Source organism: Megasphaera sp. ASD88 (genome assembly GCF_002287425.1).
GTDB lineage: Bacteria > Bacillota > Negativicutes > Veillonellales > Megasphaeraceae > Megasphaera > Megasphaera stantonii.
In genome coordinates this window covers 1-12,317 of record NZ_NQXW01000022.1, presented here as the reverse complement: position 1 = coordinate 12,317, position 12,317 = coordinate 1, and the positions used below count along the sequence as shown (strand labels likewise).

Annotated in this window: 18 protein-coding genes, 2 tRNA genes and 1 rRNA gene; 5 read left to right on the top strand and 16 right to left on the bottom strand. The window is 50.8% G+C overall.

The genetic code is table 11. The features are described 5' to 3' along the window. Nucleotides 1-3: 3 nt before the first annotated feature. The 13 genes from CJ260_RS10130 to CJ260_RS10080 form a co-directional block, all read right to left on the bottom strand. Entirely contained in the window at nucleotides 4-1,641 is a 1,638-nt protein-coding gene (locus CJ260_RS10130; protein WP_095630099.1) for a PcfJ domain-containing protein, read from the bottom strand. A 14-nt stretch (nucleotides 1,642-1,655) separates the two neighbouring features. Then, nucleotides 1,656-1,994: a hypothetical protein gene (locus CJ260_RS10125; protein ID WP_095630098.1), complete on the bottom strand. Its 339-nt coding sequence runs from the start codon at nucleotides 1,992-1,994 to the stop codon at nucleotides 1,656-1,658. A 14-nt stretch (nucleotides 1,995-2,008) separates the two neighbouring features. Beyond that, the gene (locus tag CJ260_RS10120; protein WP_095630097.1) at nucleotides 2,009-3,958 is read right to left on the bottom strand and encodes a DNA polymerase; all 1,950 of its coding nucleotides are present in this window, start codon (nucleotides 3,956-3,958) and stop codon (nucleotides 2,009-2,011) included. Nucleotides 3,959-3,967: 9 nt separating this feature from the next. Continuing rightward, nucleotides 3,968-4,516, bottom strand: coding sequence for a DUF2815 family protein (locus CJ260_RS10115; RefSeq protein ID WP_095630096.1), 549 nt, complete (start codon nucleotides 4,514-4,516; stop codon nucleotides 3,968-3,970). Nucleotides 4,517-4,520: 4 nt separating this feature from the next. Next, nucleotides 4,521-5,666 (bottom strand): DUF2800 domain-containing protein, encoded by a 1,146-nt coding sequence (locus tag CJ260_RS10110; protein WP_233127960.1) that lies wholly within the window; start codon nucleotides 5,664-5,666, stop codon nucleotides 4,521-4,523. After that, entirely contained in the window at nucleotides 5,666-6,088 is a 423-nt protein-coding gene (locus tag CJ260_RS10105) for a hypothetical protein (protein ID WP_095630094.1), read from the bottom strand. Before CJ260_RS10105 ends, CJ260_RS10110 begins: the two co-directional genes overlap by 1 nt. Before the next feature lie 15 nt (nucleotides 6,089-6,103). Then, nucleotides 6,104-6,496, bottom strand: a complete 393-nt coding sequence (locus CJ260_RS10100) for a DUF4406 domain-containing protein (RefSeq protein WP_095630093.1) — start codon at nucleotides 6,494-6,496, stop codon at nucleotides 6,104-6,106. Nucleotides 6,497-6,502: 6 nt separating this feature from the next. Continuing rightward, the gene (locus tag CJ260_RS12840) at nucleotides 6,503-6,655 is read right to left on the bottom strand and encodes a hypothetical protein (protein WP_158221399.1); all 153 of its coding nucleotides are present in this window, start codon (nucleotides 6,653-6,655) and stop codon (nucleotides 6,503-6,505) included. Between the two features lie 14 nt (nucleotides 6,656-6,669). Then, a complete protein-coding gene (locus CJ260_RS10095; protein WP_095630092.1) occupies nucleotides 6,670-7,005 on the bottom strand; it encodes a helix-turn-helix domain-containing protein in 336 nt (111 codons plus the stop codon). A gap of 9 nt (nucleotides 7,006-7,014) precedes the next feature. Continuing rightward, complete coding sequence (locus tag CJ260_RS10090; RefSeq protein WP_095630091.1) at nucleotides 7,015-7,344, bottom strand: hypothetical protein; 330 nt, start codon at nucleotides 7,342-7,344, stop codon at nucleotides 7,015-7,017. Nucleotides 7,345-7,682: 338 nt separating this feature from the next. Then, on the bottom strand, nucleotides 7,683-7,790 hold the full coding sequence (locus CJ260_RS13220) for a TEL2 family protein (RefSeq protein ID WP_233127959.1): 108 nt from the start codon (nucleotides 7,788-7,790) through the stop codon (nucleotides 7,683-7,685). Continuing rightward, complete coding sequence (locus CJ260_RS10085) at nucleotides 7,774-7,962, bottom strand: hypothetical protein (RefSeq protein ID WP_095630090.1); 189 nt, start codon at nucleotides 7,960-7,962, stop codon at nucleotides 7,774-7,776. Before CJ260_RS10085 ends, CJ260_RS13220 begins: the two co-directional genes overlap by 17 nt. A 42-nt stretch (nucleotides 7,963-8,004) precedes the next feature. Next, the gene (locus CJ260_RS10080; RefSeq protein ID WP_095630089.1) at nucleotides 8,005-8,196 is read right to left on the bottom strand and encodes a helix-turn-helix transcriptional regulator; all 192 of its coding nucleotides are present in this window, start codon (nucleotides 8,194-8,196) and stop codon (nucleotides 8,005-8,007) included. Between the two features lie 147 nt (nucleotides 8,197-8,343). Here CJ260_RS10080 and CJ260_RS10075 point away from each other — a divergent pair, with 147 nt between their 5' ends. The 5 genes from CJ260_RS10075 to CJ260_RS10055 all read left to right on the top strand — a co-directional run bounded on the left by CJ260_RS10075 (nucleotide 8,344) and on the right by CJ260_RS10055 (nucleotide 12,008). Further along, nucleotides 8,344-8,784, top strand: a complete 441-nt coding sequence (locus CJ260_RS10075; RefSeq protein ID WP_095630088.1) for a helix-turn-helix transcriptional regulator — start codon at nucleotides 8,344-8,346, stop codon at nucleotides 8,782-8,784. A 10-nt stretch (nucleotides 8,785-8,794) separates the two neighbouring features. Beyond that, nucleotides 8,795-9,217, top strand: a complete 423-nt coding sequence (locus CJ260_RS10070; protein ID WP_095630087.1) for an ImmA/IrrE family metallo-endopeptidase — start codon at nucleotides 8,795-8,797, stop codon at nucleotides 9,215-9,217. A gap of 5 nt (nucleotides 9,218-9,222) precedes the next feature. Then, complete coding sequence (locus tag CJ260_RS10065; protein WP_095630086.1) at nucleotides 9,223-9,762, top strand: hypothetical protein; 540 nt, start codon at nucleotides 9,223-9,225, stop codon at nucleotides 9,760-9,762. Between the two features lie 9 nt (nucleotides 9,763-9,771). Continuing rightward, on the top strand, nucleotides 9,772-10,308 hold the full coding sequence (locus tag CJ260_RS10060; protein WP_095630085.1) for a hypothetical protein: 537 nt from the start codon (nucleotides 9,772-9,774) through the stop codon (nucleotides 10,306-10,308). A 188-nt stretch (nucleotides 10,309-10,496) separates the two neighbouring features. After that, the gene (locus CJ260_RS10055) at nucleotides 10,497-12,008 is read left to right on the top strand and encodes a recombinase family protein (protein ID WP_095630084.1); all 1,512 of its coding nucleotides are present in this window, start codon (nucleotides 10,497-10,499) and stop codon (nucleotides 12,006-12,008) included. Here the strand turns inward: CJ260_RS10055 and CJ260_RS10050 are convergent. From CJ260_RS10050 to rrf, 3 genes are all read right to left on the bottom strand, one after another. Next, nucleotides 11,995-12,071, bottom strand: a tRNA-Arg gene (locus CJ260_RS10050). The genes CJ260_RS10055 and CJ260_RS10050 overlap by 14 nt on opposite strands. Nucleotides 12,072-12,110: 39 nt before the next feature. Then, a tRNA-Trp gene (locus CJ260_RS10045) sits at nucleotides 12,111-12,186 on the bottom strand. 5 nt (nucleotides 12,187-12,191) lie between these two features. Next, nucleotides 12,192-12,308, bottom strand: a 5S ribosomal RNA gene (rrf, locus tag CJ260_RS10040). Between the last annotated feature and the right edge of the window lie 9 nt (nucleotides 12,309-12,317).

Below are 12,317 nucleotides of genomic sequence, written 5' to 3'. Positions count from 1 at the left end.
AGGCTACACGGCTTTCTGCACGTACGGTTCCGGCGGTATCATATCGTAATCGCAGGGCTGCAGATGGTGCCGACGGGTCCATAGGCCCAGGGCCGCGTTAAAGGCGGCGTCTTTGTACGCCGGCGCATTGTGCTGCAGCTTCGCTTGCCGGATTGCCCCGCCTCGTACCTCAACGCAGGCGACAATCCTGCCGTTTTTCCGGGCGCCTACGATAATGCAGTCGTGGGCAACGGCTCGGCGCGCGTAAGATTTGACACAGTTATGCAGCGCGTTGCTGATATCCACGAGTTGATGCGTCGTCTCTGGTATATAAAACTCGTAAGGGCCGACTCGGTGCTGCAGCGCTGCCATGACCCTGGTGATTTCGATGGCCTGATTTTCGATGGTCTGCCGGTCGTGCAGGGCCATCACGGCGTCGTGCAGGTCGCGCATCTTCACGCGCGGCCCCTCCCACAGCGATTTCCGGTTATGATGGTTTAACTGCCAGTACATGCGAAACGTATCCGATAGATACCGCTGCCGAAGCAGCGCGTACACGCTGGCCATGCCGTACCGCACGGCGAGGATATGCAGGAAAGTTACCGCCTCCGTGTCATTCCACAATTCTGGGCTGTAATACCGGGTGCCGGAAATGCCCCCCAGCATGGGAGCCAGCCGCAGTACGTGATTGCTGTCGGATGTAATACGATGCGCTGCGGCAAGCCGTACGACGGCAAACGGGCTGCCTGTCCGCAGGGCTTTTCGCACAGACGGCTTTTGCGGCAGGTGAAATACATCGCCCAGCGCCTTCGCATAGTCTTTCCCGGCCCTCGTCTGTTCCAGCACGCGGCAGAACAGCTCTTCGCGTTCCCCGCTGCGGACGCCGTGCCACTGCTTCCGGTCATAGTTCGGCGCAGTCGGCGCCGCCAGCCGCCAGGCGATGTTCTGCAGCGGCGTGAACAGCAGCCCGTACCCGCTGGCAAGGCTCGTCCCTGTGTATAGGGAAGGGACACGGTAGCCCAGTTTTTTGGCAAGCCGCCGCTCTACTTCTTGCCGCCATATAGTAAATACCTGCATCACTTCGCGCCGGTGCTGTGGTGCGTAGGATTCCGGGCTAAGATGGCGCAGCGGCGTACCCTCCGGCCAATCCGGATTCCGTACCGGGTCGATATCCGTTACATAGTATTCATCGGGCTGCAAATCCTTGCCTTTAGAAATCACCTGCAGCACCTGCCGGCCGATATCCGCTCGCACGGTGAACGTGCAAGTGGTGCGCAGCGGATGTATGGAAACCTGCAGATGTTCTCCGGTGCATCGTACAGCGTGATATTTTACTTCCAGGTCGACCCACCGCTTATACGCAAGAACCCGAAACTGCATATCTATCGGAACCAGACGGTTCCGATGGGTCTGGTAAAACGCATGCTGTCCCCACGGGCGGCTCGCCGTACGGCGCACCAACCGTTTGCCGCACCGTGGGCAAGTATATATATCGCCTTCGTTGATGCGGAACATGGAACCGGCTTGCCATGCCGTTTTAAATTCGCAGCCGCAGGCAACGTGTAGCTGCGAGGCATAATACGTATCGCAGCCATACCAGTTGTCATATCGCTGTACGACCTCGTACAGCCGGTCTATGTGGGCATACCCCAATACCTGCATAGCGCATCCCTCCTTTAAAACAGGTCGTCCAGATCATCGGCAGCCGGCTCCACTGCGGGTTCCGGCGCCGGTTCTTCTTTCTTTTTCTTGCGCGGCCGTTTTGGCTTTTCAGCCGGTTCCTCCGTCTTCGTGGCAGTATCCGCTGCCGGCTGCGGTTTCTTGGCAGCCGCTTCCATATCCAGCAATTCGGCGGCCAGCTCACAGCTTTTGATGACTAACTCGCAGTACGCTTCCGCGCTCTTCGCGTCGGCTACGCGTTCCTCGGGTATGTTGGTTTCTTGGCGTTGCAATATATCCAAAATCCCTTTAGCAAAATCAACCTGTTGTTGTAATTGGTGTTTTGTAACTTCCATGATGTCGATTCCTCCTAATCTTTTTTATAATAGTCGGATTCAAACCCGTCGGCGTTCAAGATAAGTCCTTGATTCCAGTCCGCGTTCTGCGTCATGATACGGACGGCGTCTTCGAGACTCCCTTCGCCTTTGGGCATTTCCAATATCACTTCGTCGTGTACGTGCATGACGATCTTGTATCCCGCTTCGTCCAGCTTTGCCATTGCATAGGCCAGACAGTCCCTGGCTACGGCCTGCACGATGTTTTCGACGAGCTTGCCTCCGTACGTTTCCAGCCGCGCCCATTTCCGGCTGTTCTGTTCCGTTCCCATGTAGGTAATGGAGTCACGCCCGAAACGGTTCGTGCCAATACGCGGATGGATATATACCAGATGGCGTCCGCTGGGCAGTTCGATAAGCAGGGCGCCGTGTGCGCGCCGCAGCCGCACATTGCATTGCTTCAGCCGCTGGGGCCTGCCGGTTTGGATAACCTGTTTTGCCGCGTTGTCCACGTCGTACCAAAACCGCACGATAGCCGGCGACGCCTTGCGCCATTTTTTTACGATGTCTGGCAGCTCATCCTCTGACAGGCCCTGAGCCAGAGCGCCCATCTGGATCAGCGCCGGCGGACCGCCGCCGTACCCCAGCGCCAGTTCCGCGACCTTGCCTTTTTGCCGCAGGTGGCCGTTGACGCCGTGTTTTTCAACGGGCACGTGAAACATGGCTGAAGCTGACGCGCAGTAAATGTCGCCGCCGTTGGCAAAGACCTCCATGCGCCACTGTTCACCGGCCAGCCATGCGATGACGCGGGCTTCAATGGCCGAAAAGTCGGCTACGATGAACCGCTTCCCAGGCGACGGCACCAGCGCCGTACGGATAAGCTGGGACAACGTATCCGGCACGTTATCGTACAGCAGCTCCAGCGTATCCAGGTCGCCGTCCTGCACGATACGGCGGGCCGTATCTAAATCGGCCAGGCTGTTTCGCGGCAGGTTCTGCAGCTGTACGTTACGGCCGGCCCAGCGGCCCGTGCGCGACGCGCCGTAAAACTGGAACAAGTCATGGATGCGGCCGTCGTGGGCCACGCTGTGGTCCATGGCGTTGTACTTTTTGATACTAGTCTTTCCTAGCAGCTGCCGTATCCGGAGCATGCGCCGCACGTCTGCCGGTATATCCCCCGCCAGCAATTCGGCCACTTTCTTTTTAGCAAGCCCCTCTACCTCCCGGCCCAGCCGTGACTCTACCCAGTTCAAAAGCTGCGGCACGCTGTTTGGGTTATCCAGTCCGGTCAGTGCAGCCGCCTCTGTCAGCAGCCGCTCGCGGTAGGCATCATGCATTTGAATGGCGTGAGAGACCAGCGTCTGATCCACAGCGCAGCCGGCATCGTTGATTTTCCGGTCCAGCAGCCACAGGCGGTGTTCTGCCTCCGGCGGTTTCATGACCAGCAGCCGGCGCCGGATCGCCCGTTCGACGACGACGTCCTGCCGATTGTACTCGATGTACTCGGCCCATTTATCCGGTGCGTCGGACGGCATATTCCGCGTCCGTCCGCCGTTGGCTTTCGTCGGCTTACAGGGCAGGCTGAAATACCGAATCAGCGCCTTGCCGCGCGTATCTTTTTGCTGGTCGTCGCCAAGCTTTAAAATCTTGGCCACGTTGGCCAGCCCCGTCGGCAGTGAGTTATACAGGGCCAACACGCTACTGCATTCCCACGATGTGTCCGGCATATCCGGGTACAGAGTGCGCAGGCAGGTGATTTCAAAGTTAGCGTTAAAGGCCGTTTTCGTGATGCTGCTGTCAAAAAGTGCCTGCCGCACACGGGCAGGCACTCCTTCCTTCGTCAAGTCCACGACTTTCACCGGCTCGTCGTCGAAAGCGTATCCCAAGAGCAGTATTTCAAAGGCCGGCGTATCGACATAGCGGTGCACGCCGTACTGTATGGGGTTATCGCTGTACGTTTCCAAATCTATTGCCAGTGTTGTCATATGCGTCTCCTAAAAAATATCGTCCGTATCGTCGATGTCGTCATCGTCGAACTCATCGGCGGTCACGACAGAGCCGCCGAGCGGTTCGCCGTCAGCCAGCTTGCGGATACCTCTTAGACCGCAGCCGATGCCCTTGTTGCCGTTGGAGTTAAAGGCGTACAGGGAGATAGACGCCTGGCAGTAGCAGCCGGAATAGACTTCGCTCTGGTCCAGCACCTCGTTTTTATCCCGGTCTAAGATCAGTGGCCGGTGTTCTGGCGCCGCCGAAGCGTTGATGAAATAGCAGTCGGCATAGTTCGGATCGTCTTCACGGTCCGTATCGCCGTCGCGCAGCGGCATTTTAAGGCCTTTCGTCTTGCCGCCTAATTTCGTTTGCACGTCCTTATCCGCCAGCAGTGTTTTAATGGCTTCGCGAATACGGCCAACGGTCTTCGTATCCGATTTCGGGATGATAAGCGAGCACGAATATTTTTCCGGCTGCCCGTCAAAGGATTTCGGCGCCCAGATGTTGGCGTAGCTAAGGCGTACTTTTCCCGTGGTAATGCGTACAGAATTCATATGGTTAGTCCTCCTCTAATAATGTATCGTCAAATTCATCCATAATTCGCATGGCCGGCCGCTTATCGGCTTCCGGTACCAGTGTCGGCTTGCCTTCCGCCGTCTGGATGACCGGCTGCAATAATTCGGCCAAGCGTTTCTTCCCGACCAGTTTTTCCAAGGCCGTCAGGGATTGCAGTTCCTGTGGCTTGTATATCTCTGCGGCAACATAATGTCCTTCGTCCATTAAAATCATGGCCGCGGCGTGTTCGTCCGTAATCGTCCGTTTCCGCCGCCCTTCAACTAGTTTCAAGCCCGGCCACTCTTTCCCTTGCAGGGCGTGATGCAGCGCGTAGGCCTCCACGCCGTCCAGCCAGGACTTGATGGCCTTGGCTTTTAGTACGATGCCGGCAATTTCGGCATCGGTTAAGTTCTCCGGCATACGTCCCTCCTGTATCTCTTCCAGCATATAGTCTGCCAGCGTACGGCAGCGCATACGGGCCGGGCAGAACCGGCAGTGCGGGCCGGCGCAAAACGCTCCCTTGCCGTCATAAGCCAGCCGCGCCGTAGCCCGTATGCTGTCGCCCCAAGCCAGCAAGTCGTCGACAGACAAGCAATCTGACGTAACCGAATCGCGACGGGGCTGGACAATCGTCATACGCACATCGTCAAAGGCGTACAGCATCTGAAATGCGGCAACCGCCCCTAGGGCATACAGCCGCATCTGCGTATTACCTTCTGCCGATACCGGGACGCCTTCGCCGTATTTTAAATCCACGACTTCCAGGCTGTCGTCCGAGACGATCACCATATCGCCCGTCCCGAAGCCCTCCGGCGCCCAGTCGGAAAAGTCCAGCCGCTGTTCCACCAGTATCTGCGCATCGGGCGACGCGCTGCGGGCAGCTACGATTTTTTCAATACAGATGTCGACGTATTTCTGTACCGCTTCTACCATTTCCGCGGTACTGTCCGGCGCCGCTACGTCGTGTACATCGTCCCAGCCGTTTGCTAAATAACTAGTAAGGGCATCTTCCGCCAGCGCATGCGCCCGCGTCCCTTCTTCAGCATATGATGAACTTCTATCCGGATAGGCTGCCGCAATGCGGGCCGACGGCGGGCAAGCCAGCCACCGGCTCGATGACGACGCGGACAGCATGGCATGGGCAGCCATTATTCGGCTCCTACGAAGGCGTTAAATTCGGCCAGCAGGTCTTTCGTAATATCCGGTACCCGACTAAGATGATGCGCAGTCAGCCAGTCTTTTACCTTCATCTTGTTTCCTTCGTCGGCATGAATAAAGTCAGCAACTGCTTTTCGGAGTGCCGTTACTTCCTCTTCCGATAAGGGTTCTTTCACGGGCGCTTCGTCCTTCTTCGGCTCCGGCGCCGCAGCAGGTTCCGCTGCGACTGGTTCCGCCGGTTCTGCTTTCGCCGCCTTAGCCGCACGCTGCTTCTTAGCCGGCTTTTCTTCGCCACGCTGCTGCTCTACCGGCGAGGCAAGGGTTCCCACCAACATAGCCGCCAATTTTTCTATATCAAACGCCGTGTCCAATACTACTTTTACCGTCCCATTTACGTTCACATTTAAGTCCATATTAGGTATCCTCCCTTAAATCAATTCGTAATAATTATTAATGTTTTCAAATACAATCGGCATCTTTCGTGCCATAGCAAACCCAAATTCAGCCAGACAGCCTTTCGAGTTCTGCCAATCGCCGCACAGCAGCAAGACGTCGCAGCGCCTAAGCAGCTCCAAGCATTTCTGCAGCCCCGCCAGATACGGCGTACCTTCGTACATAAAGCCTTGCTGATGGATCGGCGATACGTAAACAGCCTGCAAAAGCTCTATCGAGGGTATGCCGTCAGGCGTGTGCATCGCGATTATCGTGTGATTCGCAAGCAATGGGTGACTCCCTTCCGTTAAGTCTTCGATAATCTGTTTTACAGCCTGGGCGTTTTTCTCATCGCCGCCGTACGGATGGGCTACGTATACGAGTTTCATATTGCATCATCGTCCTTTCTGTGATACAGTAAATACGGTTACAGTTTTATATAGCGAGCCGCCTTCTGCGCTAACAGGGGGCGGTTCTTTTTTGTTGAGCAGCCCGCAGTCGTCGGGTATGCAGTACCCTTCGTGCGGGCAGCCCTTGCAGTCGCCCATACACATCACCTCCTTTACAGTTTTTCCAAAATCAGCCGGATTTCCCGACCGACGGCCAGCCTGTCGTTAAACGTGGACTGCTGCCGAAAATCTTCCATGTAGGCGTCTACCATTTCATAGTAGACGTCGGCTTTGAAGTTGTTCGGCGTCGACACGCCGCGCGTATACGGCTTGAGAATCGTCACTTCGCCGTTATCCTCGACGTGTATATATCCCTGATTCTTCAGGCGGTTTTTCATTGTCCGCAGCATCTGGCTGTCAATGCCCAACAGTTCGCAGGCCTCGGCATTGGTGCAAGCCGGGTTATCCGCATACAGTGCGTGCAGCATGCCCATTTTGGTCTGTCTCATAGATACCTCCTAGTGAATAATCCATCCAGCCTGATACATGATACAGGCCACGACTGTGAACAATACAAGCAGCCCGCCGAGAAACAGTGCTAACCCCTGCAGTTTACGGGCGTCCTCTTCCAGCTGCATAACGTACTGCCAGTTCTTGACCGACAAACCGTTGAACGTTTCCGGATTGGGAACTGGATAGTACTTCGTATCGCCCGTAATCGGATCTTTATTAACCCACGCCGGTACGGCAGGCTTTTGCAAGTTTGAAAATGCTACGCCGGCCGCCCGGTCAATCATCTTGTAGTCGCCCCGCTCATCGAGCTGAGCGGCTTTTTCGTTTTTATTCAAGTCATTCACTGCCTTTCATACGTTTTAATCGTCAGTACTCTGCCGTCTGGCAACTCAATAGCTGTCATATCTGTGCAGACAAGCCACGGTCCCGCCTGGGCAGGTTTGGAAATCGTAGTAACATCGATGTTGTCTATCACACCGTATCACCTTTCTTTAAAACTCTCCCGTTTGGCAGCCGCACGGGCTTGCCGTCCCACGTGTGCCGCCGCCAGTACCGCATCAGCGGACGGGGCCATCGCACGGTTTCGTAAATACTGTCCGCCGCCGGCCGCCGCGGGCGATGTACCTGCGCGGCGCTTTGCCGTGGTCGCGGACGTAATCCGCGTAGGTGTAGGTCATGGCTTGTCACCGTCCTCCTGCTGGTGTTTTAGCCACTCCTCGAAGGCCTCCACATTCTCTGGGTCGCGGAAGTATTCGATGATGTCTCTAATAAATTGTTCCATCACGTTGCTCCTTCTCACAGCATTTCCTGACGCCACCAGCAAGAGCTTCGGCAAGCTTCCTCAATTCTGGATTCTCTGCGCGCTTCTGTTGTGCTGGCATCCTGTCGTCGTAAAGTGCCGACAACAGAAATTCTTTAAGTTCTTGCGGTGTCCCGTCGATGATAATTTTCATAGTGTGTTCCTCCTTTTCTTAAAATACGCTTTAAGCGTAATTTTATGTCAAAAAAATAATATCTGAATATTGTAAACCGTATACGTTTTCAATTCTTTTAATAATAGGAACATTAGGGAACGACAGCCCCTTTTCATAATTTACAAGTGTCTCAACACTAATGCCAATCAGTGCTGCCGCTTCTTTTTGGGTTAGATTTTTATTCACCCGGGCAGCTTTTAATGTAATCGCCATCTATACCACCTCCTCTGGTTACGAGGTTATTATATTACGCTTTAAGCGTTTCGTCAACACTAAAAGCGTAATTTTTTCCAAAAAATCTTGATTTTTTTATTCTTTAAGCGTAATATATAGATATAATACTAATCGGAGGACATCAAAATGAGTGACCTAGGTAATAAAGAAATTATGGCAAAGAATATAAAATACTATATGGACCTACACGGAAAAAGCCGAAAAGATATTTGTAATGATCTAGGATTTGTATATTCGACGTTTTCCGATTGGCTAAATGGAAAAAAATATCCCAGAATAGACAAAATCGAAATGATGGCTAATTATTTTGGAATCAGTAAAGCAGATTTAGTTGAAAGAAAAACAAATAATACCACTCAGTTATCTGCAAAAAACGAACGTGATATTCAGAAAAGATTACAAGAAATATTAGATGATATGAACTCTGATGGAATGGCTATGTTTAATGGTGATACGGAAATGGATGAAGAAACCAAAGAATTACTTCGCGCTTCTATTGAAAGTTCTGTCCGTTTAGCAAAAATACGAGCAAAGGAAAAATTTACGCCTAAGAAGTACAAGAAATAGGTGGTAACGAGTGGATATAAAAAGCACAGTACAAAAGTTATCCAAAAAATATAAAACAAATGACCCGTTTAAATTGTCGTCAGAACTAGATATACTCATTGTATATGAAAATCTGGGTAGCATTTTAGGATATTTCGACGCCCACTTTAGGATGAAGACAATCCATATTAATGAAAATGCGCCTGAAGAATTGAAAGGATTCATATGCGCCCACGAATTGGGGCATGCAATACTTCATGCTAAAGTCAATACGCCATTTCTAAGCGCGTATACCTTATATAGCATCGGAAAAATTGAGCGACAGGCAAATACCTTTGCAGTCGAATTACTTCTACACGATAGTTATATAAAAGATAATCCAGGTTGTAGTATTTATGACTTGGCAAATAGCCGTGGTATACCCGTGCAATTTATTAAACTGAAAGGAATGTGAATACCATGAAAAGAGTGGCTACATTATTTCTATCATTAATGCTAATTTTTAATGCTATTTCTGCCTTCGCTATTTCTAAGACAGAATTAGAAAGCAATCCTGAAAGATATATCATCATTTCTGAATCTACTGGCGGTAATGGATACTGTGATTACAGCAATACAAAACTGATTGCTAATACAGATGCTACGGCGACGATTAAAACCCAAATATATCAAGTATTTAATAATGGCCAAATGATTACCACATGTGATTATGATTTTACTTATAACAAAGAACGTAGCGCCAAAAGTTTGACAGAATTAGTTATGTCAAAGCCGGAAGCGCGGGCAATGCCGGAATATTTTGTCAACCAGTTAAAAGCATTAGATTCCGGCGTAAAAGTTCACAAATATAATTTTAAGGTATTCAATTTTTCAGGCAAAGACATTACACCTTTAAAACTGCACGGATATGAAAAAACAATGATCGCAGATATGCGTTCTCTTGATTACTCTATCGCCAGTGGATTATATGGTGTTTATTTTAATGGGGAGTTATTCTAAGGAGACAGTATGAAAAAGATAATTTTCTGCATCATGACTCTTATAACCGTATTAGTAAATATATCTATAATTTCTGCTATATCCATAGATGAAATAAGAGCTAATCCATCGAAGTATGTTTTAGTACATTCTGGAGCACAACAAGAAGAATACATAGATAGCGATTCTATCTGTGTTATAAGATATGCCCCTCCATTTTATGCAATTAATGCTACAGCATATGCAGTATATTATAACCAAGATAATATCACCGTATATCACAATACCTATACTTACGATTTAAATCGAAGCTTTGAAAAATTGGTAATCAAATACCCAGACTACGATGACTTCGCTCGCCAAATAAACTTAAATACCGGCATAACGTGGCGTCCTCAAAAACTTGAAATATACCATATGAATGGAACCGTTCGCGGAAATTCTGTAACTATTGATCCTTTAGAAATAAACATGCAAAGTATGTGTAGATATGGAAGTCCTTCATATAACGCAGCCAATTTCGTATTTTACAAAGCATATAACAGATATTTTAATCCAAATATTTAACTGTAACCTTTGAAGAAAATAAAAAAATCCCGCACCCTGTTACCAGCAGGATGCGGGAAGCGCCGAAGGTATTACCAGTACCGTATCGGCAAATATAATCATCTACCCAGCTTATAAGGGGCTGATTACGTCTATTATTATAGCATATGAGCCCCTTTATCCACCATACATAAAGGAGGCTTATTTTTATGTCTAAATTAGCTGTTATTTACGCCCGTTTTTCGTCCGACAAGCAACGCGAAGAATCCATCGAAGGCCAGATCCGCGAATGCACCGCTTTTGCTGATGCGAACGACATCAAAATCGTCGGCACGTACATCGACCGCGCCATGAGCGCCAGAACCGATAAACGGCCCGACTTTCTGCGCATGATCGCCGATAGCGCGAAGGGCGTCTTTGAGTATGTCCTCGTCTACCAACTCGACCGCTTTTCCCGAAACCGCTACGACAGCGCCGTCTACAAAAACAAGCTAAAGAAAAACGGCGTTCGGGTGTTATCGGCTAAAGAAAATATCCGCGACGATCCGAGCGGCATTATCCTAGAATCGGTCATCGAAGGGTACGCCGAGTATTACAGCGCCGAGCTGTCCCAGAAAGTCACGCGCGGCATGACCGACAATCTGCTTGAGAAAAAATGGACCGGCGGCTTAGTTCCACTCGGCTACCGCACCAAAAAAGACGGCACTCTTGCCATAGATCCCGCCGGTGCCGCGGCCGTCACCGCCAGCTACAAGCAATTCATTGCCGGCAAAACCGTTCCCCAGATTATCGACTACTTAAATGAGCACAACTACCGCACGACGATGGGAACTCGATTTAATCGCAACAGCCTGAGCCGCGTACTGAGAAATAAAATTTACACAGGTACATTTTCATGGGGCGGCACGGAATACCCAGACTTCGCGCCGCGGATTATCAGCGATGCGACGTACCAGGCTGCCCAAGCTATTTTCAATGCCCGCAAAAAGAAATCCGGACAAGAAGTTGTTTGGCGCAGACGCCCCGATGCGTATGCCCTGACAGGTAAAATCTACTGCGGCGTATGCGGCATGGCCATGACGGGTATGGCCGGCCGTTCCCGCAGCGGCGAAATGTATCACTATTACCGCTGTTCCAGCAAAAATAATAGCAAAGAAAAAGCTCGCCGGGAAAAAATCGTCTGCTCGTCGCGCAGCGTAAACCGCGACAAACTGGAAAGCCTCGTCCTTGATACGACTATACAGATACTCAGCAGTCCGGAAGCGCTACACTGCATTGCCGAACAGGCCGTCAAAGCGCAGGAAAACGCCCCGCAGGCCGCAGAAGTCAAGCGCTTAGAAGTGCTCATCGGCGATATAGAAAAACGCCTGCAAAATTCGATCCGCGCCGTCGAATCCGGTATTATTTCCGACACCATAGCCCGGAATATCCGCCAGTACGAAGATGAGCTCGCAGAGCTAAAAACGCAGCTGGAAACGGCAAAACTAGATACAGGCTTTAAGATTACGGCCGAAGCTGTCGAATATTTTTTGAAAGAAATGGTAAAGAAAAACGACAGATACAAGCTTGATACCTTCCAAGCCTTTATCCGTCGTATCGTCATTACGGGCGACAAGGTAGAGATTTACTACAATTACCATTCTGTCCCCAATATACTCAAAAACCCCGTCAACAAAATGTTGACAGGGTGTTCGAGTAGCATTGCTATGGTGACCCGGTAGGGATTCGAACCCTAGACCTACTGATTCGTAGTCAGTCACTCTATCCAGCTGAGCTACCGAGTCATGGAAGGGATTAAATCTCTAACAGATATAATCCCTTTTTGGCAGGGGCAGAAGGACTTGAACCCTCAACCGACGGTTTTGGAGACCGCTACTCTACCAATTGAGCTATACCCCTATAATAATCAGCGGCTTCCTATCCTCCCAGGGGGCCTCCCCCCAAGTACTTTCGGCGTTTGCGGGCTTAACTGCTGTGTTCGGCATGGGAACAGGTGGATCCCCGCAGCTATCGCCACTGAATTTCCTAAG

Excerpts from the sequence above, each read along its gene's own strand:
- CJ260_RS10130 (WP_095630099.1), bottom strand. The coding sequence starts at position 1,641 with ATGCAGGTATTGGGGTATGCCCACATAGACCGGCTGTACGAGGTCGTA.
- CJ260_RS10125 (WP_095630098.1), bottom strand. The coding sequence starts at position 1,994 with ATGGAAGTTACAAAACACCAATTACAACAACAGGTTGATTTTGCTAAA.
- CJ260_RS10120 (WP_095630097.1), bottom strand. The coding sequence starts at position 3,958 with ATGACAACACTGGCAATAGATTTGGAAACGTACAGCGATAACCCCATA.
- CJ260_RS10115 (WP_095630096.1), bottom strand. The coding sequence starts at position 4,516 with ATGAATTCTGTACGCATTACCACGGGAAAAGTACGCCTTAGCTACGCC.
- CJ260_RS10110 (WP_233127960.1), bottom strand. The coding sequence starts at position 5,666 with ATGGCTGCCCATGCCATGCTGTCCGCGTCGTCATCGAGCCGGTGGCTG.
- CJ260_RS10105 (WP_095630094.1), bottom strand. The coding sequence starts at position 6,088 with ATGGACTTAAATGTGAACGTAAATGGGACGGTAAAAGTAGTATTGGAC.
- CJ260_RS10100 (WP_095630093.1), bottom strand. The coding sequence starts at position 6,496 with ATGAAACTCGTATACGTAGCCCATCCGTACGGCGGCGATGAGAAAAAC.
- CJ260_RS12840 (WP_158221399.1), bottom strand. The coding sequence starts at position 6,655 with ATGGGCGACTGCAAGGGCTGCCCGCACGAAGGGTACTGCATACCCGAC.
- CJ260_RS10095 (WP_095630092.1), bottom strand. The coding sequence starts at position 7,005 with ATGAGACAGACCAAAATGGGCATGCTGCACGCACTGTATGCGGATAAC.
- CJ260_RS13220 (WP_233127959.1), bottom strand. The coding sequence starts at position 7,790 with ATGGAACAATTTATTAGAGACATCATCGAATACTTCCGCGACCCAGAG.
- CJ260_RS10085 (WP_095630090.1), bottom strand. The coding sequence starts at position 7,962 with ATGAAAATTATCATCGACGGGACACCGCAAGAACTTAAAGAATTTCTG.
- CJ260_RS10080 (WP_095630089.1), bottom strand. The coding sequence starts at position 8,196 with ATGGCGATTACATTAAAAGCTGCCCGGGTGAATAAAAATCTAACCCAA.
- CJ260_RS10075 (WP_095630088.1), top strand. The coding sequence starts at position 8,344 with ATGAGTGACCTAGGTAATAAAGAAATTATGGCAAAGAATATAAAATAC.
- CJ260_RS10065 (WP_095630086.1), top strand. The coding sequence starts at position 9,223 with ATGAAAAGAGTGGCTACATTATTTCTATCATTAATGCTAATTTTTAAT.
- CJ260_RS10060 (WP_095630085.1), top strand. The coding sequence starts at position 9,772 with ATGAAAAAGATAATTTTCTGCATCATGACTCTTATAACCGTATTAGTA.
- CJ260_RS10055 (WP_095630084.1), top strand. The coding sequence starts at position 10,497 with ATGTCTAAATTAGCTGTTATTTACGCCCGTTTTTCGTCCGACAAGCAA.